The sequence below is a fragment of the Rhodococcus sp. NPDC056516 genome, from assembly GCF_042794655.1.
Taxonomy (GTDB): Bacteria; Actinomycetota; Actinomycetes; order Mycobacteriales; family Mycobacteriaceae; genus Rhodococcus_F.
Genome location: NZ_JBHTTG010000008.1, coordinates 403,326 through 422,203 on the forward strand (window position 1 = coordinate 403,326; position 18,878 = coordinate 422,203).

Below are 18,878 nucleotides of genomic sequence, written 5' to 3' on the forward strand. Positions count from 1 at the left end.
GAGCCGCAGTGGCGGCACGTGAGTAGGAGAAATCGATGGCCTTCGCTGGCAATGTGGACGAGTTGGCGCTGCTCCAGGCAGTACGTCTCAAGGAGCGGGTCGGAGCGGTCGTCCTGGCCGAGCACCTGGGCGTCAGCGCGGCCTCCGGTCAAGCTGCGTACGACGCACTTGTCGCGCAGGGCAAAGCGGTCGAAGCGGAAGACGCCATCAGCCTGACCGACAAGGGTTTGGCAGAACTCGAAGATCAGCTGGACGCGGAGCGGGTTTCGATCGACGAGGACTCCATCGGCGAGGTGTACGAGACTTTCCTGCCTCTGGACGAGGAATTCGTCGCGCTGATCGGCAGTGCGGACGCGGATTCCCTTGCGGAGCTGGATCGTCGAGCCGCAAACCTCTTCGACGATCTGTCAGCGATCGTTCCGCGGTTGTCCCGCTACCAGGATCTCTTCTCGGATGCTCTCGCGAAAGTTCAAGCGGGGGAGTCCAAGTGGATCTCGGAACCGATCATCGACTCCTACGCCACGGTGTGGGGAGAGATCCGTCAGGAACTGTTCGGGGCTGCCGGTAAGGCTTGATCCGTAGCTTTGGATTTTGACTCCGCTCAGCGTGGGTCGCCCGATTCGTGAGAAATGAATCGTGCGGCCCATGTTGCGTTCGAGGTCGTGAAACTCGTTACCATTGCATACAAGTCGTGACCGAAGTCACTCTTACCCCCTTTCGGGGGTAGTGCGGGGGTGAGCCACATCACTACCTTTCCTCCTATCGACGGTGATGCCCACAGGGCGACACCATAGGACCACGGAGGAATCGAGTGACCACAGTCTCTCCCACAGGCGGCACCAGTGCCGCCGGCGCCGGGGGCGCGAGTGCCGCAGGTGCGACGCAACCCCCGCAGACCACCAGCGTGCGGCGCGTCGCTATCGCGAGTTGCATCGGCACGACCATCGAGTTCTACGACTTCTTCATCTACGGAACTGCTGCGGCACTTGTCTTTCCGACGGTGTTCTTCCCCGCACTCGGTGCCACCGCGGGAACTGTCGCATCGTTTGCGACCTTCGCAGTCGCCTTCATCGCCCGCCCCGTCGGCGCAATGTTGTTCGGACACTTCGGCGATCGCATCGGTCGCAAGAAGACTCTGATCTCGACGCTTCTGCTCATGGGTATCTCGACGCTCCTGATCGGCTTGCTGCCCGGTGCGGCAACTATCGGTGTCGCCGCTCCGATCATCCTGGTGCTCTTGCGATTCGGCCAAGGCTTCGCGGTCGGTGGTGAATGGGCAGGCGCAACCCTGCTTACCGCGGAATACGCTCCACCGGGCAAACGTGGTCTGTACGCGATGTTCCCGCAGCTCGGCCCCGCAATCGCCTTCGTGCTCTCGAGCAGTACCTTCCTCATCACCGGCGCTGTTCTCGGCGATACCAACCAGGCCTTCCTCGACTACGGCTGGCGTATTCCGTTCCTGTTCTCGATCGTGTTGGTCGGCATCGGCCTCTACATGCGACTCGCTATCGAGGAGACTCCGGTCTTCAAGGCGGAGCAGGCAGAGCGCGTCGCAGAGCAGAAGAACGAAGCACCTCGCACCCTCCCGTTCCTGGATGCCTGGCGGTTCCAGACCAAGGAGATCCTGCTCTCGGCCGGCGCCTTGGCTTGCCTCTTCGCGTTCTTCTACATGGGCACGGCATTCCTCACGAGCTACGGAACCAAGACTCTCGGCTTCTCCCGCCCGTTCGTCCTGTCGGTCGGTATCGCTTCCGCCTTCGTTTTCGGTGCGGCGATCATCGTCTCCGCTCTGTACTCGGACCGCATCGGGCGTCGCAAGGTCATCATGATCTCGTGTGGTCTGGCCGTCGTCTGGGCTCTCGTGTTGTTCCCGCTCCTCGACACGGGATCGCCGATCGCCTTCGTCATCGGAATGTTCGGCACGCTGATGATCTTCGGAATCGCCTACGGCCCCTGCGGTGCGCTGCTTCCGGAAATGTTCCAGACCCGCTACCGCTACACCGGTGCCGGCCTCGGCTACAACCTCGCCGGAGTGCTCGGTGGCGCAGTGCCGCCGCTGATCGCCGCACCACTGGCCTCGGCCTACGGGAGCATGGCCATCGGAGTCATGCTGGCGATCCTGGGTGTGCTGAGCCTGATCTGCACGTGGGCGCTCGTCGAGACCAAGGATCACGCGCTGTAACCACTGTGCGCCTTTTTTAACCGCCGGCGGTTAAGAAAGGCGCACAGCAGGCGGGTGGGGTGTCCGGACTTCAGACAGTTACGGCCACCCCGCACCGGGAAGTATGTCGTGCATCACACCGAATCGAGTAAATTCGTAGATGAGAGGGTCCGCTTCGGCGGCCCCTCTCATAGGTGCCTGAACAGGTAACCGGAGAGGACAGAACACATGAGTACCCCGCTGCCCAGCTATACGTCCGGAGTATGGGACGGTCCGATGCTGGGCGACACCATCGGAGACAACCTGGATCGCACGGTTGCCGCGCACGGTGACCGTGATGCGTTGATCGACCATGCCAGCGGTCGACGATGGACGTACCGGGAGTTCGCCGAGCAGGTGAACGGGCTCGCTGCCGGACTTCTTTCCCGTGGTGTGGGGAAGGGCGATCGGGTAGGGATATGGGCTCCGAACTGTCCGGAATGGACGTTCACGCAATATGCGACGGCAAAGATCGGGGCGATCCTGGTCAACATCAACCCGGCGTACCGCTCGCACGAGTTGCAGTACGTGCTCGAGCAGGCCGGGATCTCGACGCTGGTGTCTGCGGCGAGCTTCAAGACTTCGGATTACGCGTCGATGATCGAGACGGTGCGGCCGCAGTGCCCCGATCTGACGTCGGTGATCCTGCTCGGTTCACCCGAGTGGGACTCAGTGCTTGCAGACGGGTTGGCGGCGCAGGCAAACGATCCGGCTCCGCTCGCCGCTGCCCAAGCCTCATTGTCAGCCGACGACGCGATCAACATCCAATACACCTCGGGCACTACCGGTTTCCCGAAGGGCGCGACGCTCAGTCACCACAACATCCTCAACAACGGCTACTTCGTCGGCGAGTTGTGCCACTACAGCGAGGTGGATCGGGTGTGCATCCCGGTGCCGTTCTACCACTGCTTCGGCATGGTGATGGGCAACCTTGCGTGCACCACTCACGGTGCCGCCATGGTCATTCCGGGTCCGGCGTTCGATCCGCGTGCTTCGCTCGAAGCTGTTCAGGCCGAAAAGTGCACATCCCTCTACGGCGTACCGACGATGTTCATCGCCGAATTAGCGTTGCCGGACTTCGACAGCTTCGATCTGTCGAGCCTTCGCACCGGCATCATGGCCGGTTCACCCTGCCCGGTCGAGGTGATGAAGCAGGTCATCGATCGCATGGGGATGGCAGAGGTGTCCATCTGCTACGGCATGACGGAGACGTCGCCGGTGTCGCTGCAGACTCGCTCGGACGATTCGATCGAGCAGCGCACCGAAACGGTCGGACGGGTGGGGCCGCACCTCGAGATCAAGATCGTCGATCCGGCAACCGGATTGACGGTACCGCGCGGCGAACCTGGTGAGCTGTGCACACGTGGGTACTCGGTCATGCTCGGCTACTGGGAAAACCCGGAGAAGACCGCCGAGGCGATCGACGCTGCCAGGTGGATGCACACCGGAGACATCGGAGTGATGGACGAGGCCGGGTACGTCGCTATCACCGGACGCATCAAGGACATGGTCATCCGCGGTGGTGAGAACGTCTATCCGCGTGAAATCGAGGAATTCCTCTACACCCACCCCGACATTCTCGATGCTCAGGTCATCGGTGTACCCGATGCAAAGTACGGCGAGGAATTGATGGTGTGGGTCCAGATGCGCGAAGGCGCAGGCGATCTGGACGCCGATTCGGTCCGTGCATTCTGCACCGGCAAGCTCGCGCACTACAAGATTCCGCGGTACGTCCACGTCGTGGACGAGTTCCCGATGACAGTCACGGGCAAGGTCCGCAAGATCGCGATGCGAGAACAGGCGATCGAATTGATCGGTCAGGCCTGAGAATATGTCCGCGAACCCAGGGGAGCGTGAGCCGGTACGCCCCGAGATCGCGCTCTCCTGGAAGCGTTCTCGACTCAGTGGCCTCGACCCGTCGTCGGCCATCGCCGTGGACACCGAGGAGCAGGACGGCGAGTCTCGTCTGCTTCGGGCTGCCGCACCTGTGCTCGACGAGGTTTCGCAACAGATCGCGGGCACCGGGTTCTGCGTCCTGCTGGCCGATCGGGACTGCCGAGTGGTCGCCTCGGTGTACTCCGACAGTCGAGTCGAGCGGACGATCGAGCGGTTGGGCGTCGTCAACGGTTCACGCTTCGGCGAAGAGCACGCTGGTACCAACGCGCTCGGTACGCCGCTCGAGGTCGGACGCAGTGTGGTGATCCACGGTGACGAGCATTTCCTCGACAGCCTCAAAGGATTGAGCTGCTACGGCCAGCCGATCCTGCATCCCGTCACCCGCCGCGTCGAGGGAATTCTCGACATGACCGGCGTTGTCTCGCAGGCCAACCCGCTGTTCGCGCCATTCCTTGCGCGTGCGGCAGCGGACATCGAGAAGCGACTGCTCGAGGGCTCGAAAGCGTCGGAGCAGCGACTGGTCGACGCATTCCAACGAGTTTCGCATCAGCGACACATTGCCGTTGCGGCCATCGGCGACGACATCCTGCTGAGCAATCGAACCGCCCTCGACCTGCTGGACACTGCTGATCACGTGTCGCTCCGTTCCTTGATCGCCGACCTCAACCCGGATCAATCACGATTGGTGACAGTCGAATTGGCGTCCGGTGCGCTGGCGCGAGTTCAGGCCGACCGGATTTCCGGGGCGGACGGCGGGGCGCTCTTCCTGGTCGAACCACTCCAGCGTGAACGGGCGCCGATCCGTAGAACTCATGAGCGGGCCCCGTCTCCGGGCGAACGACTGCGCCGAGACTTGGTGCGAGCGCGGGCTGGTTCTGCCGCCGTGGCGATCTCGGGTGAGGCGGGTTCGGGCCGAACCTCGGCAGCATCCGACGTCGTCGGCAGCATCGACGCGAGTTGGCTCGATGCCACGCGAATCGCGTTCGACGGCCGTGAGCAGTGGGTCACCGATCTCGTGCGAGCCGCACGTAAGCGTTCGGGCGTTGTCGTGATCGAACAGGTACAGCTCCTTCCTGACTCGGTGTTGCCGCTGGTCGCAGACCTGATCGACGCCAGCGCCGAGGGGCCGAAAATCGTACTGACCAGCGGCGCGGCAGCGGATCTACCGCCGACCATCGCATCGCTGCTCTCACGATGCGCCTCCCGGGTTGTCATCACCCCACTGCGCGAGCGACAAGCAGAGATCGCCGAGTTGGCACAAGTCATGTTGGAAGGGATCTCGCCCGAACTGAGGTTGACCGCCAGCGCTACCGAAGCGCTCGCGGCGGCCAGTTGGCCGGGCAATCTGGCCGAGTTACGCGTCGTGCTGCATCGCGCCTCAGGCGATCGCTCCAGCAACCGCATCGACGTCGCCGATCTGCCCGAGGACTACCGCACCACCACCAAGGTGTCGCGGTTGGCGGGGCGGGAGAAAGCCGAGCGTCAAGCGATCATCGGAGCGTTGAAAGACTGCGGCGGCAACAAGGTTCACGCGTCGGCGCAGCTCGGCATCAGCCGAAGCACTCTCTACACACGTATGCGGGCGCTGGACATCACTGTGTAGTTCGCTGTCCGATTCCAGTTGTACAAAGTTCGGACAGTTAGCACCCTCGGAAGCGCGGAAGTATGGCGTGCATCACATTCGCACCTCACTACTTCAGGGGAGTTTCCGATGACGGCAGTAGCCGAACACACCATCAGTTCCGCGGTACAGGGTTTCCTGAACGGACCGAAGAAGCTCTACATCGGCGGTGAATTCGTCGACGCCGCTTCGGGTCAGACCTTCGCGACGTACAACCCGGCTGACGGACAGAAGCTCGCAGACGTGGCACACGGACAGGCCGAAGACATCGACCGCGCAGTGCGCGCCGCTCGCACGGCCTTCGAAGACGGCCCCTGGTCACGCATGAAGGCAAACGAGCGCGAGCGGATGATCTGGCGCGTCGGCGACATTCTCAGTGCCCGCGCCGAAGAGTTCGGTCAGCTCGAAGCTCTGGACAACGGCAAGTCCGTTGCCATCGCCACCGCCGTCGACGTGGCTTGGGCCGCAGACGTATTCCGCTACTACGCAGGCTGGGCCACCAAGATCGAAGGCAGCACTGTCAACGTGTCGATGCCCTTCTCTCCGGGCGGCGAGTTTCATGCATACACACTGCGTGAGGCGATCGGCGTCTGTGGACTGATCGTCCCGTGGAACTTCCCGCTGCTCATGTCGTCGTGGAAGCTCGCACCCGCGCTCGCTGCCGGCAATACCGTGATCCTCAAGCCCGCAGAGCAGACCCCGCTCACCGCACTTCTTCTCGCAGAGGTATTCGAAGAAGCCGGCTTCCCTCCCGGCGTCGTGAACATCGTTCCCGGATTCGGCGATGCCGGTGCTGCGCTGTCCGGGCACGACGACGTGGACAAGGTCGCGTTCACCGGTTCTACCGAGGTGGGCAAGAAGATCGTCGACGCTGCCAAGGGCAATCTGAAGAAGGTCACGCTCGAGCTCGGTGGCAAGAGCCCCAACATCGTGTTCGCCGACGCGGATTTCGATTCCGCGGTGGAGGGTTCGCTCAACGCGTGGCTGTTCAACCACGGACAGTGCTGCGTTGCGGGCACTCGCCTGTACGTCGAGGACACCATCTTCGAGAAGTTCACCGAGGCAGTGGCGCACGCTGCGAGCCAGGTCAAGATCGGACCTGGTCTCGATCCCACCACCCAGCTCGGACCGCTGGTCTCGCAGGAGCAGTTCGACAAGGTCACCGGCTACCTCCGTGAGGGAATCGCCGACGGCGCACGCGCACTGACGGGCGGCAACCGTTGGGGTGATCAAGGCTACTTCGTCGAGCCCACAGTCTTCGTCGACGTGAAGCCTGAATTCTCCATCGTCCAGGAGGAGATCTTCGGACCGGTCGTGGCAGCGCTGCCGTTCAACGCGGACGACGGACCGATCACTGCCGCAAACGATTCCATCTACGGCCTCGCTGCGGGCATCTGGACCCGGGACATCTCCAAGGCGCATCGCACGGCAAAGCGTCTGAAGGCCGGCTCGGTGTGGATCAACCAGTACAACGGCTTCGACACCGCGATGCCCTTCGGTGGATACAAGCAGTCCGGCTGGGGCCGCGAGCTCGGCGCTTCGGCCATCGATCTCTACACCCAGACCAAGGCCGTCAACATCGCCCTCTGACCGACCCCATCGCTCATTCTCTCGTCCGACAATCAAGGAGATCACCAGTGAAGACCAAAGCTGCTGTACTGCTCGAGCCCGGAAAGCCTTTCGAGATCATGGAACTCGACCTCGACGGCCCGGGTGTGGGTGAGGTACTGATCAAGTACACCGCTGCCGGACTGTGCCATTCGGATCTGCACCTGACCGACGGTGATCTCCCGCCGCGTTATCCGATCGTCGGCGGACACGAGGGCTCGGGCATCATCGAAGAGGTCGGCCCTGGCGTCACGAAGGTCAAGCCGGGCGACCATGTCGTGTGCAGCTTCATTCCCAACTGCGGCACCTGTCGCTACTGCTCGACCGGTCGCCAGAACCTGTGTGACATGGGCGCCACCATCCTCGAAGGTTCCATGCCCGACGGGTCCTTCCGTTTCCATGGCAACGGTCTGGACTTCGGCGGAATGTGCATGCTCGGAACGTTTTCCGAGCGGGCCACCATCTCGCAGCACTCGGTTGTCAAGATCGACGACTGGCTTCCGTTGGAGACCGCAGTGGTCGTCGGTTGCGGTGTGCCGTCGGGCTGGGGAACCGCCGTCAACGCCGGTAACCTTCGCGCCGGTGACACCGCGGTGATCTACGGCATCGGTGGTCTCGGCATCAACGCGGTCCAGGGCGCTGTTTCGGCTGGTTGCAAGTACGTAGTGGTGGTCGATCCGGTTGCTCTCAAGCGTGACACCGCACTGAAATTCGGTGCCACGCATGCCTTTGCAGACGCCGAGAGTGCGGCTGCCAAGGTCAACGAGCTGACCTGGGGACAGGGCGCCGACGCTGCGCTCATCCTTGTCGGCACCGTCGACGAGGATGTCGTCAGTGCAGCGACGGCAGTGATCGGTAAGGGTGGCACCGTGGTGATCACGGGACTCGCCGATCCTGCCAAGCTGACCGTTCACGTGTCGGGTACCGACCTGACGCTGAATCAGAAGACGATCAAGGGCACGCTGTTCGGATCCATGAACCCGCAGTACGACATCGTGCGACTGCTGCGTCTCTACGATGCCGGTCAGCTCAAGCTCGACGAACTGATCACCAAAACTTACAGCCTCGAAGACGTCAACCAGGGCTACCAGGATCTGCGTGACGGCAAGAACATCCGTGGCGTGATCATTCACGACAAGTAGGACAACTGCTGTGCGCCTTTATTAACCGCGGGCGGTTAATAAAGGCGCACAGCACTATTTCTTGGCTTTCGACAAAATCTGCATCAACTGAAGTAGTGCCGAGAACTTCGCGAACATCGAGCGCGAGACCACCGGACCGAAAGCCGCGGTGTCGGTTGCGTCGAATGCGTCGAGTAGATCCCGGAAGCTTTCGATCTGCTTGATCATCGCGTCCAGGTCGACGTGCGTGACGGCGTCGGCTTCGCGCAGAGCGAGCAGGTACTGCGGCGCTGTCACCAAGGCGACTGCCGGGATCTTCCGCTCGAACAGTGGTTCGCCCTCGCCGAAATGAATGACCGGTCCTGGCGCCACGATTCGGCGATTGCCCGCACCGATGTCGCGCCACAGCGGTGCAACGATGTCGTGTACTTCCCGGCTCGTCGCGTAGAGCAGTTCCGGTTCCGGAGTGGTCTCCAACGCATAGCTGCCGGTCGAGTTGTCCTCGGTATCACCCAGTGCGCCGAGGTGCTCGATGGCGATCCCCGCTACGGCGCGCGCCTGACCGGCTTCGCCCTTCCACATCTCGGGGTGCGCTTCGAGCCAGGTGGACGTTGCCTGTCCGTGCTTGGACACCGCTGGAATACGAAGGTGGCCAGTCGTCAGGACAAAAACGTACGACCGTCGATGCGGCTGCGCCACGGCGTGCCGCGCCAACGCCAACATTCCCAGATGGCCGTTCTCCTCGACGCCGTTTGTTCCGTCACTGTGAGTGATGAGCAGAATCGTCTCTTCGGGTGAGGTTCCGGGGGACACCGCCCACACCGTGTCAGTCCGGGTGTCCGGATGCAGCGTCGCATCCAGTACCAGAGTCGCCCGCTGACCGGAACGAGCTGCAGCGACAACCTTCGCGCCCTCGTCGCCGGCCACCCAGACGGCGGGGATGTCGTGATATGGCTGTGTGAACGGAAGATATTGTCCCAGTGCGTTGTCCGGAGCGATGTCACGCCACACCGCGATCACGCCGAGGACACCGGCCTTGCGGGCCTTGTCTAGCTTCGGGCCCAGAAGTGTTGCGGAGAGAACCGGATTTCGAAGTGTCTCGTCGGTGGCGATCGGGCCCCACTCGCTGACCAGTAGCTTGCGGGGAAGATCGATGTGCGGGACCTCGATCACTGCGATCGCGCCCTTGGCCGCCGACCACTTGGGGCGTCGCGCGCTGACGTAGACCAGGGGAGCGGAGATTCCCTGTGGCCCGGTCAATCCGGAGTAGGGAAATGCGGACGAAACGCTGATCGGTCCGGTTGGCAATTCGATGCGAAGTCCGTCAGGTGTCGCCGGTAGATCCCAGCGTTCGAAAGTGTGTGAATCACGCCGGACGTCGAGGCCCAGTTCGGTCAGTTCGTTCGCGACTTCTTCCACCACAGCGTGGTGTGAAGGCGATCCAGTCAATCGTGGACCCAGTGCGTCGAGTCGCTGTTGGCCGGCAAGGAGGAGATCGCGATCGACGGCCTGGCCGTGATTCATGGAATTGCCTTTCGTGCTCCGTGGCGTCTGCTCTGGTGACGTGCGTGCCCGTGTCGTGTCCACGGTACCGAGCGGTCTGAAAACGAGACGAAGGCGCGTCGGATATGCCGTTTTCGCAGATATACCGGGTGCCAACGGGCCGATCGGTCCGTACCGTATGACCTTGGCACCGAAAGACTCCGTGTTCTTCGGACAGACCAGTCCACGGCGAGAGAGGACTACGTTGGCTACGTATCTTTACAGGTTGGGGAAGTTTGCATTCCGCCACAAGTATCTTGTGGTGGCCGCGTGGATCATCGTGATCGCGGTGGTGGGGGGCGCAATCAGCGCCACAAATCCGACGTTCTCCAAAGAATTCAATCTTCCGGGCACCGATTCCCAACGTGCGACCGAGTTGATGAACGAGAACTTTGCAGCGGCGGCCGAGCAGCAAACTCAGGCGTCGACCAGTATTCTCATCGCGGCAGACGACGGACTTGCCGCACACAGCGATCAGATCGACCAGTTGATTGCGCAGGCGAAGACGTTGCCGGACATCGTCGATCCCGAGAAGATCGTCAACCCGGTGACTCTCGCGGAGGCCAATCCGGCGGTGGCGTCGGCCGTTCTCGGGGACAACGGCAAGGTCGGGCTGATCCAGCTCAATCAGTCGATTCGCATCGAGGATCAGACGCAGGCCAACAAGACGGCGTTCCTCGATCTGATGGCAAAATTCCGCACCGGTGGCCTGCAAGTCGAAGGCACCGGTTCGATGATGCAGGTGCAGGCCGCAGGCGGTCTGTCGGAGATGCTCGGCTTCGCGGTGGCGTTCATCGTGATGATCGTGGCGTTCGGCGCGCTCATTGCGGCCTTCATTCCTTTGTTCACTGCAATTCTGGGAATTGCGCTGGCCACCCTGACGGTCACACTCGGCTCGGGCTTCTTCGACATCAACGAAGGCGTCACGGGAATCGTCACGATGATCGGTATCGCAGTCTCGATCGACTACGCGTTGTTCATCGTTTCGCGTTACCGCAGTGAGCTCAATTTGGGCGGAACGAGGGAAGCAGCAGTCGGGCGCGCAGTGGGTACTGCCGGTTCGTCCGTCGTCTTCGCCGGCCTGACGGTTGTGGTCGCGCTGGCAGCCCTGGCGGTGGTCGGGGTTCCAATGATCACCCAGATGGGAATCTCTGCAGCCGTTGCCGTCATCATCGCTGTCCTCGGCGCAATCACGTTGATCCCGGCTGTCCTGGGTATCTTCGGCCGATTCGCGTTCTCGCCTCGTATCCCCGGCCTTCGCCACGGTGACGAGCCCGAGACGATGGAATCCAACGGTCATCGCTGGGCCAAGATAGTCACCAAATACCCGTGGCCGATCGCTGGTGCTGCTCTGGTTCTCCTGGTGATCGCGGCTATTCCGATGACCAAGCTCGAACTCGGACTCTCCTTCACTCAGGACGAAGAGCGACCGGCGCTGGCCCTGCTGCAACGAGGGTTCGGTGAAGGCGTCAACGGTGAGTTGTTCGTCGTGCTCGATGCACCCGACGGTACCGACATCACCGCGATTGCCGAAGGCACTGTCGCGCACATCAAGGGCCTCGACAACGTCGCAACGCCGGATCAGCTGATGTGGGTCGGAAACGGACCGGACGCGGCAAACCCGATGGCGGGCGCCAACTCTGCCCTGATCGCCGTCACCCCGCAGATGTCCCCGAGTGGACCCGAAACCCACGAACTGATGAATCAGATTCGTGACTACGGATCGACGGTGAAGTCGGAGGGAGCTGAACTCGGTGTGGCGGGTCAAACCGCGATCGTTGCCGACATGTCGTCGAAGCTCAGTTCCGCGCTCATCCCTTATCTGATCGTGGTGGTCGGGCTGGCGTTCATCATCATGATGGTCGTCTTCCGCTCGATCCTGGTGCCGCTGACCGCAACTCTCGGATTTTTGTTCTCCGTCTGTGCGACCTTCGGCGCCACGGTGGCGATTTTCCAAGAAGGCGACTTCGGGCTGATCGAGCACACTCAACCGATCATTTCGTTCCTACCGATCTTCATGATCGGCGTGGTGTTCGGGTTGGCGATGGACTATCAAGTGTTCCTCGTGACGAGAATGCGCGAGGAATATGTGCACGGATTGTCGGCCAAGGACGCCATCGTCTCCGGCTACACCCATGGTGCTCGCGTGGTCGCGTCGGCGGCGATCATCATGATCTCCGTGTTCGGCGCATTCATGCTGTCCTCGGAGACGACAAGCAAGATGATGGGCTTCGGTCTGGCGGCGGCAGTCTTCTTCGACGCCTTCATCATCCGCATGATCGTGATCCCTGCGGTCATGTCGATTCTCGGTGATTCGGCGTGGAAGTTGCCCGCGTGGCTCGACAAGATCCTGCCGAATGTCGACATCGAGGGTGAAGCGATTCGGCGGATTCCGATCGATCAAGACCCGGACTCCGATCCAGACCCGAATAAGGTTCCTGTCAGGGTGTAAGCACTCAGGTCGTGAAACGAACGGGGTGCCGGTTGCAGAGCAACTGGCACCCCGTTCATTTGTGTCTGGATGGCGCTGACACAAATAGGAAACCATCCGGTTGGTAACAGAAATTGCTGTGATCGCGACAGGACTTCCAGAGGCGACGCGCACCGGGGGCGAGCCGTGACGATGACTGTGAGGACTCGTGCCGAACGAGCAAACCGATTCGAAGCGTGCGGAGAAGTGGACCGTCGCGTTGACGGTCGTCTCCCTGATCGCCGGCGGCACAGTGGTTGCCGGGTTCGTGGATCGGTGGAGTGGCTCGGAGTCCGACAACATCTCGGTAGCTGCATCGACGGCTGTCAGCGTGACGTCTACGCCGGACGGTGGGTTCGCCGAAGACGCACCTGAATTCTCGTACGTCACGCCGACCGCGGTGTACCCGACCACCATTCCGGGTTGTGAGAGCGTCGAAGCGCCAGAGGAGGATTCGTTCTTCTCCTATATTCTGGACGGGTCCAACACGTACGACGATCCACGCTTTCCGTGGTTCTCGAGCGCCAAGGCAGCAGCGATGTCTGACGCGGTCAAACAGGCGCTGCCGCACGACGTCGAGCTGAAGTTCGCCAGCCCGGGCAATTCGCTCCAGTTCGGGCCGATCTATGCGCCTTCGAACACAGATGGCCTGCCCGAGGGGTTCTCGCTCGAGGATCTGGCGTCCACCACTGCGTCCGGGACGCTGGTTCGGGACGGGAAGATCGGCGCGCTCAGCCTGATGCTGCACTCGAGTTCTGATCCGATCCCATCGTGTGTTGCGGGGTCGCTCGTCGAACGTCGGGTGCTGGCCGACCAGTCTGTGGTGGACCTGCAGGATACGTGGAGCGAAACCAATGGTGTACGCACTCTTGGTCGGTCGGCGATGCTGTACGGAATCGACGGGACCCGTATCCAGGCGTATGTCAACGACACGAACAACGACGGAGGTCGGGACGCCGAGAGTTCCGGCGTGGTGCCACTGACGCTCGACGAACTTGCAACCCTTGTCGAAATGCCACAGCTGCGAATCACCACGCCAGTTCCCCCGGGTACGGCACCGCTTTCGCCCGGGTGCCACGGGGTCCCTCGAGACTCTGGCGACGTGGCCGAACTCGATCGCGCGACGATCGAACGTCTCAACGCCGTACTCGAGATCAGATGGCGCGCTGTACCTCCGGGTTTTCCGATTCTTGATGCCGGACCGGGCACTCTGACGGTCGCGGAGAATGACAGGTCCACCGCATGTCAGAGATTTCTCACTCGGACGGGAGAGAACGAGTCGACGCTCAACATGACAATTACCGGCGGACAACCACTCCCCGCGGAGCCCAACAAATACGACCCCTCCTACTACGGGCACCCCTTGGAGTTCGTTACGCGACCGGATGGATCCGTGATCGAGCGAGACGAACGGGATTACTCGACCGTACCCATGACAAATGACGGCTCGAAAGCAGAATCGACGCAGGAAACGAGCAGGTCGGTGGTCGTCACCCGCCCGAATGGGACCCAAGTATCGGTTTCGTCGTCGGCTGCGATCCCGAACGTGCCGATGACTTTCGAGCAGTTGGAGTTTCTCGCGACGACCGAAGGCCTGGAGATTCGATGACCAACAGGTACTCCCCGAAAGCCCGCCTTCGGATCGCGGCCGCCGCTGCCGTAGTTACCGTCACTGCCGCCGTCGCCACGGTGGTCACGTCGACGAGTTCCGAACCGACAGCGATCTCGTCGCCGCTATGGAGCGTCGAGGCCTCCGAGATTCTCGGGCGCGAGTTCGCGATATTTCGGAGCCCACTTGTCGGCACCGAATTCAACATGGACATGGGCGGATTCATCGACGCCGGATCACTTGTGGTCACGATGATCGGTATGCCGGACCGTCAGGCGTATTCGTTGGACGACGCAGAATTGGTCGGATTGGACGTCGAAGACGGCACAGTTCGTTGGCGCGCGTCGGCGGTCGACATCGGTGGTTGCTCCGAGACTCTGCTCGGCAGTTCGGTGCTGTGTTTCTCCGGGCCGTACGTATCCGGTGGTTCGTACTCGCTGTTCGACATCGAGACGGGAGAGCGGCGAGACATCAAGACGCCGTGGTCGCCGATCATCGCGGTTGTCTCAGGCGACACCGTCCTCGCGCTCGAAGGGGATATCGAGAGCAACGACGTTCGCGTGCACAGCGGAACCGTCGACGATCCGGAAGCGAACTGGTCCAAAGCGTTCGACATCGGCGGATCGTGGGAGGCCGGATATGCCGATCCGGTGATGTCGGTTCACGGCGACCTCGGTGTGATCGCTCTCGACGAGTCCTTGGGATTCGACCTGAAGACCGGCGAACAGCGGTGGGTGCACGGTTACTCCACCTGCTCGACCGCGCACACATCGTCGGACGGTGTGACCTTGGTGTCGGACGGCGGTTGCGAAGGCAACGGTCGCCCGACAAGTGAGTACGCACTCGATCGGAACGGGCGCGAGTTCGCCAGGACGGACGAACTGCCCTCGGAGTCCTCGTACTACGGTGGGCGATACAGTCGAGATGAACCTGTCGGCGGATCGACTCCGATCATTCTGGGACACAGCGGTTTCGACCGGAAGTCCGGCGAGAAATTGTGGTCCAACAGTGAAGTCTTCGGCACCGCACAGTCGTTGGCGGTGATCGGCAACGTGGTCGCCGTGACCCGTTCCAGTTCCGAGCCCGAGGTCCAGTTCGTGGACCTCTTCACCGGTGAGGTCCTGTGGCGATCGAACGCCGAGCGCGCCGGAGAGGTTGTCTGGCACGGCGATGTCGTTATCGACGAGGGAAACGTCTACGGAACGGATGTCCGTACGGGCCAACGTAGTTGGGAGGTTGGGGTGGATCAGGACGGGGACGACGAGTTCACCCCCTGGGCGATGCCGCGGGAGCTGTGGGCGGGGGACAAGGTGCTGTTGCGTTCCAGTGAAGACCGCATCACGGCGTTGAAACTGTCGTGAAACTCGGTGTCTGCGAACCTTCGGTAATTAGCGAAACTCGATGGTTTACTGGTGAACTGGCATGATTCGACCTTTCGACATGCCGAACAAGCGCCTGAACTCCAGGCGCTCCTGCTCGAAGTTGTAGATGCGGTAGACGGGCCACACGAGCGCGTGGAGCATCGAGTCGCCCCAGATGGTCAGTTTGAGGCGCCAATTCATGATGTTGTGAAGGTGCAGAACCGATTCGGATGCTTGGTTGTACTTCAGGTACTCCAACGGAGGGGTTTCACCGCGTCGACCGGACGTCTCTGCTCGCATGTCGGCGATCTGACCGATCGTCATCCCTTCCTCCCGAAGGCACAGTGAGAGGTCGATATCTTCGTGGATGTCAGGCCGGTCACTGACTTGCTCGCGGACGGACAGCCATGCGCTCTTTCTGATCGCCATGTTCGCTCCGGCGACAGCGAGTACTTGACGTTCGCAATCGAACTTCCCCTGCTTCACCTGCCTGTCCAGTGCGTAGCGGTGGATTCGAGCAAACGGCGATTCGAAGAGGTAGGTGAGTCCGGCAACCGCTGAATGAGCGGTGCTGCGTTGGAAGAAACCCTTGACCGCATCTGCCCATCCCGGTTGTACCCGTGTGTCCGCGTCGATACGACCGATGATATTGCCGGTCGAGGCGTCGAAGCCCGCGTTCCGGGCGTGTACCACGCCTTGGCGGGCCTCGAAGACGTATCTGACTTTGTCGTACTTTTCGGCGAACTCCTGGATGATCGATGCAGTACCGTCCGTCGAGTTGTTGTCGACAATCAGAATCTCATCGATTTCCGACTGGGTCAGTAGACGCTCGATGCAGCCGGAAACCGCGTTCTCTTCGTTAAATACCGGAACAACCACCGAAAGTCGATTAGTGGACAAGTGTTCAATATCCTGCATGGATGCGGTCACTGTATTCCTTTGCTGGGCAATTGGGTCCAGTCCTTCGCAAAGGTTACGATAGCAATAGGTGACCATTCGGACAATTTGAAGCGATGGCCATATGATCAATCCCGCAACAGCTTATTGCGGGAAACTATCAGCATAAGTGCAGCTGGCATGGCATAAATGCATGCAGATAAGGCTTTCGGAACTGATTGATTTTTACCCACTCGAGTCTATTCGTCGGTTGAACACCGGACTTTAGTCCTTTTAATTCCGGCAAATATAATGCTGGTAGTTCGCTGAATTGTGAATCGCCACTGCGGCAACCACCTGGCAATATCTAGATGTCGCAAGTCGCTTTTCAATGAAGTGGAGTCGGTGCAGCGCAAGTGCCATATTTGTAGATTCAACGGACCCTTGACGGCAAGGTTGCCGCCATCTGCAAATATTTGCCTTTGTAGCTGTCGGTCTGGATTTTCCAGTGAAGTCCGCCCCCGCGACTCTTCAGCACCGATTTCCGATGTGCAACCGGCAGCCGGCACCTACCTACTGGGTCAGCATGCCTTCGGTTTCGGGTGCCGGAACGGTTTTCCCCGTGATCGGATCGACTTCCGCGAGCGGTGGAACATCCTCGCCGTCAAGCACTCGGCGCATGCGCTCCTTGTCGAGCTGCCCCTCCCAATTGGCGACCACGAAGGTTGCGACACAGTTCCCGAGCAGGTTCACCGACACCCGCATCGAGTCCATGATTCGATCGGCGCCCAGTAGGAGGGCGACTGCGGCGACCGGAATTGCGCCGTGACCGATTGCGGCCACAGTGGCGGACAGCGCCAGGAAGGACGATCCCGGTACCCCTGCCATTCCCTTCGACGTGAGCATCAGTACCAGGACGGCAGTGATCTGTTCACCGAGTGTCAGATCCACGCCGAGTGCCTGAGCCAGAAACAGCATGCAGATCGACAGGTACAGCGTCGCGCCGTCGAGATTGAACGAGTAGCCGGTAGGCACCACCAATCCTGTTGTCGTGCGCGAGCATCCGGCGTTGGTGAGCTTGACCATGATTCGGGGCAGAACTACTTCGGTCGACGCCGTTCCCAACGCGAGGAAGAGTTCGTCCTTGATGTACTTGACGAACTTCCACAGGTTCACGCCCGCGAAATACCTGACTATCGCGGCCAGGATGAGGATGAACAGGAAGGCCGCGAGATAGCATGCGGCGATCAGCTTTCCGTAGCTTCCGAGTGAAGCAATCCCGTACTGGCCCACTATGTACGCCATCGCGCCCAAAGCGCCCAACGGCGCCAGTCGCATGATCCAGCCGATGATCGTGAAGAACAGATGGCTCAGACGATCAACGAGTTCGAACACGATCGGTGGGCCGCTCTCGCCTGCCTTGGCCAAGGCGAGTCCGAACAGTACTGCGAAGAAGAGGACTTGGAGGAGAGCGTTCTCGGCGAAGGCCGAAACTATCGACACCGGAATGATGTTGAGCAGGAACTCGACCGTGTGGGGGAGTTCGCCACTTCCGGTCTTGGCGGCCACGGCGTCCGCACCGTTCGCCAGCGTCTCCGGATCGATGTTGAATCCCGCACCCGGTTTCATCAGATTTCCGATGAGCAGCCCGAACAACAGGGCGAAGGTGGTCACTACCTCGAAGTAGATGAGCGCCTTGACACCAATGCGCCCCACCGCTTTCAGGTCGCCGACGTGGGCGATCCCGATCACGACGGTGCAGAAGATGATCGGAGCGATCAGCATCTTGATCAGCTTGATGAACCCGTCGGCAAGGGGCTTGAGATTCGCGCCGAATTCCGGCCACAACCAGCCGATGAGGACGCCGATGACGATAGCGGCGATCAGTTGCACGAACAGTGATCGGTACCAGGGCGGCTTGTTGGCGAGTCGCGCGAGCTCGCTGTTCGGCAGTTTTACGGAAGTGGCCATGGACGAGAACGGTAGGTCTGCTTGATTGCGAAAGAATAACTCGCGAATGTCCTGCGTGTAACACGTCCAGGTTGCATCTCGGACAACAATTCGGTCAACAAGCGACAGTTGTGTGTGACTGTGGTTATTGTTTCCCTGAGCGGTGATCTTCCGTCCGCGTGCATGCACGACGTGTGAGAGGGGCTGTCATGGGGCAAATTATCGGAACCATCATTTTCGGCGCAGTCATCGGAATCCTGGCTCGTCTCGTACTGCCAGGTAAGCAGCAGTACGGCATGATTGTGACCGTCGTGCTGGGTATCGCCGGAGCGCTTATCGGGTACTGGGTCTGGGGAGCGATCTCGGACAAGGGCGACACGGGTGGAATCGACTGGATCCGCTGGATCATCAGCATCGCCGCGGCGGCCGTGCTCTCGATCGGCTACAGCGCCGTCACCGGCAAGAAATAGCAAGCCTACGAAATTCGAAAAGTGCGCCCCCCCCCCCAACGGGCGGGCGCCCCTGGGGGTTTGGCCCGGTTTTGGGCCCCCCAAGTCACCGTCCCCCACACTCGGGGCGGAAGATGGGCCGCAAGGGGCGGGCGCTCCCCGGGGGGGGGCGCCA

At 61.2% G+C, this 18,878-nt stretch carries 13 protein-coding genes; 10 read left to right on the forward strand and 3 right to left on the reverse strand.

Annotated elements, in window-relative coordinates; translation table 11 throughout:
* Positions 1 to 35: 35 nt before the first annotated feature.
* The 6 genes from ACFQ6Y_RS25370 to ACFQ6Y_RS25395 all read left to right on the forward strand — a co-directional run bounded on the left by ACFQ6Y_RS25370 (position 36) and on the right by ACFQ6Y_RS25395 (position 8,467).
* On the forward strand, positions 36 to 575 hold the full coding sequence (locus tag ACFQ6Y_RS25370) for a hypothetical protein (protein WP_378638516.1): 540 nt from the start codon (positions 36 to 38) through the stop codon (positions 573 to 575).
* A 236-nt stretch (positions 576 to 811) separates the two neighbouring features.
* Positions 812 to 2,182 carry an MFS transporter gene (locus tag ACFQ6Y_RS25375; RefSeq protein WP_378447250.1) on the forward strand — a complete coding sequence of 457 codons (1,371 nt, stop codon included), beginning with the start codon at positions 812 to 814 and terminating at the stop codon, positions 2,180 to 2,182.
* Positions 2,183 to 2,389: 207 nt separating this feature from the next.
* Positions 2,390 to 4,027 carry an AMP-binding protein gene (locus ACFQ6Y_RS25380; RefSeq protein ID WP_378638523.1) on the forward strand — a complete coding sequence of 546 codons (1,638 nt, stop codon included), beginning with the start codon at positions 2,390 to 2,392 and terminating at the stop codon, positions 4,025 to 4,027.
* A gap of 4 nt (positions 4,028 to 4,031) precedes the next feature.
* On the forward strand, positions 4,032 to 5,699 hold the full coding sequence (locus tag ACFQ6Y_RS25385; RefSeq protein ID WP_378638525.1) for a sigma-54-dependent Fis family transcriptional regulator: 1,668 nt from the start codon (positions 4,032 to 4,034) through the stop codon (positions 5,697 to 5,699).
* 108 nt (positions 5,700 to 5,807) lie between these two features.
* The gene (locus ACFQ6Y_RS25390) at positions 5,808 to 7,307 is read left to right on the forward strand and encodes an aldehyde dehydrogenase family protein (protein WP_019744236.1); all 1,500 of its coding nucleotides are present in this window, start codon (positions 5,808 to 5,810) and stop codon (positions 7,305 to 7,307) included.
* A 47-nt stretch (positions 7,308 to 7,354) separates the two neighbouring features.
* Positions 7,355 to 8,467: an NDMA-dependent alcohol dehydrogenase gene (locus tag ACFQ6Y_RS25395; RefSeq protein ID WP_378638537.1), complete on the forward strand. Its 1,113-nt coding sequence runs from the start codon at positions 7,355 to 7,357 to the stop codon at positions 8,465 to 8,467.
* 54 nt (positions 8,468 to 8,521) lie between these two features.
* On the opposite strand, the gene ACFQ6Y_RS25400 is transcribed toward ACFQ6Y_RS25395, so the two are convergent.
* Complete coding sequence (locus ACFQ6Y_RS25400) at positions 8,522 to 9,970, reverse strand: hypothetical protein (RefSeq protein WP_378638540.1); 1,449 nt, start codon at positions 9,968 to 9,970, stop codon at positions 8,522 to 8,524.
* A gap of 223 nt (positions 9,971 to 10,193) precedes the next feature.
* Between ACFQ6Y_RS25400 and ACFQ6Y_RS25405 the strand changes: the two genes are divergently transcribed.
* From ACFQ6Y_RS25405 to ACFQ6Y_RS25415, 3 genes are all read left to right on the forward strand, one after another.
* Positions 10,194 to 12,440, forward strand: coding sequence for an MMPL family transporter (locus ACFQ6Y_RS25405; RefSeq protein ID WP_378638545.1), 2,247 nt, complete (start codon positions 10,194 to 10,196; stop codon positions 12,438 to 12,440).
* Between the two features lie 187 nt (positions 12,441 to 12,627).
* Complete coding sequence (locus ACFQ6Y_RS25410; protein WP_378638549.1) at positions 12,628 to 14,067, forward strand: hypothetical protein; 1,440 nt, start codon at positions 12,628 to 12,630, stop codon at positions 14,065 to 14,067.
* Entirely contained in the window at positions 14,064 to 15,428 is a 1,365-nt protein-coding gene (locus ACFQ6Y_RS25415) for a PQQ-binding-like beta-propeller repeat protein (RefSeq protein ID WP_378638553.1), read from the forward strand. Before ACFQ6Y_RS25410 ends, ACFQ6Y_RS25415 begins: the two co-directional genes overlap by 4 nt.
* Before the next feature lie 45 nt (positions 15,429 to 15,473).
* Here ACFQ6Y_RS25415 and ACFQ6Y_RS25420 read toward each other — a convergent pair whose 3' ends face one another.
* Together ACFQ6Y_RS25420 and dctA are read right to left on the reverse strand one after the other, a co-directional pair.
* Entirely contained in the window at positions 15,474 to 16,328 is an 855-nt protein-coding gene (locus tag ACFQ6Y_RS25420; protein WP_230359663.1) for a glycosyltransferase family 2 protein, read from the reverse strand.
* Between the two features lie 549 nt (positions 16,329 to 16,877).
* Positions 16,878 to 18,275, reverse strand: coding sequence for a C4-dicarboxylate transporter DctA (gene dctA / locus ACFQ6Y_RS25425; protein WP_378638557.1), 1,398 nt, complete (start codon positions 18,273 to 18,275; stop codon positions 16,878 to 16,880).
* 188 nt (positions 18,276 to 18,463) lie between these two features.
* On the opposite strand from dctA, the gene ACFQ6Y_RS25430 reads away from it, so the two are divergent.
* On the forward strand, positions 18,464 to 18,724 hold the full coding sequence (locus tag ACFQ6Y_RS25430; protein ID WP_003942027.1) for a GlsB/YeaQ/YmgE family stress response membrane protein: 261 nt from the start codon (positions 18,464 to 18,466) through the stop codon (positions 18,722 to 18,724).
* Positions 18,725 to 18,878 lie beyond the last annotated feature (154 nt).

Excerpts from the sequence above, each read along its gene's own strand:
- ACFQ6Y_RS25390 (WP_019744236.1), top strand. The coding sequence starts at position 5,808 with ATGACGGCAGTAGCCGAACACACCATCAGTTCCGCGGTACAGGGTTTC.
- ACFQ6Y_RS25385 (WP_378638525.1), top strand. The coding sequence starts at position 4,032 with ATGTCCGCGAACCCAGGGGAGCGTGAGCCGGTACGCCCCGAGATCGCG.
- ACFQ6Y_RS25430 (WP_003942027.1), top strand. The coding sequence starts at position 18,464 with ATGGGGCAAATTATCGGAACCATCATTTTCGGCGCAGTCATCGGAATC.
- ACFQ6Y_RS25400 (WP_378638540.1), bottom strand. The coding sequence starts at position 9,970 with ATGAATCACGGCCAGGCCGTCGATCGCGATCTCCTCCTTGCCGGCCAA.
- dctA (WP_378638557.1), bottom strand. The coding sequence starts at position 18,275 with ATGGCCACTTCCGTAAAACTGCCGAACAGCGAGCTCGCGCGACTCGCC.
- ACFQ6Y_RS25370 (WP_378638516.1), top strand. The coding sequence starts at position 36 with ATGGCCTTCGCTGGCAATGTGGACGAGTTGGCGCTGCTCCAGGCAGTA.
- ACFQ6Y_RS25380 (WP_378638523.1), top strand. The coding sequence starts at position 2,390 with ATGAGTACCCCGCTGCCCAGCTATACGTCCGGAGTATGGGACGGTCCG.
- ACFQ6Y_RS25415 (WP_378638553.1), top strand. The coding sequence starts at position 14,064 with ATGACCAACAGGTACTCCCCGAAAGCCCGCCTTCGGATCGCGGCCGCC.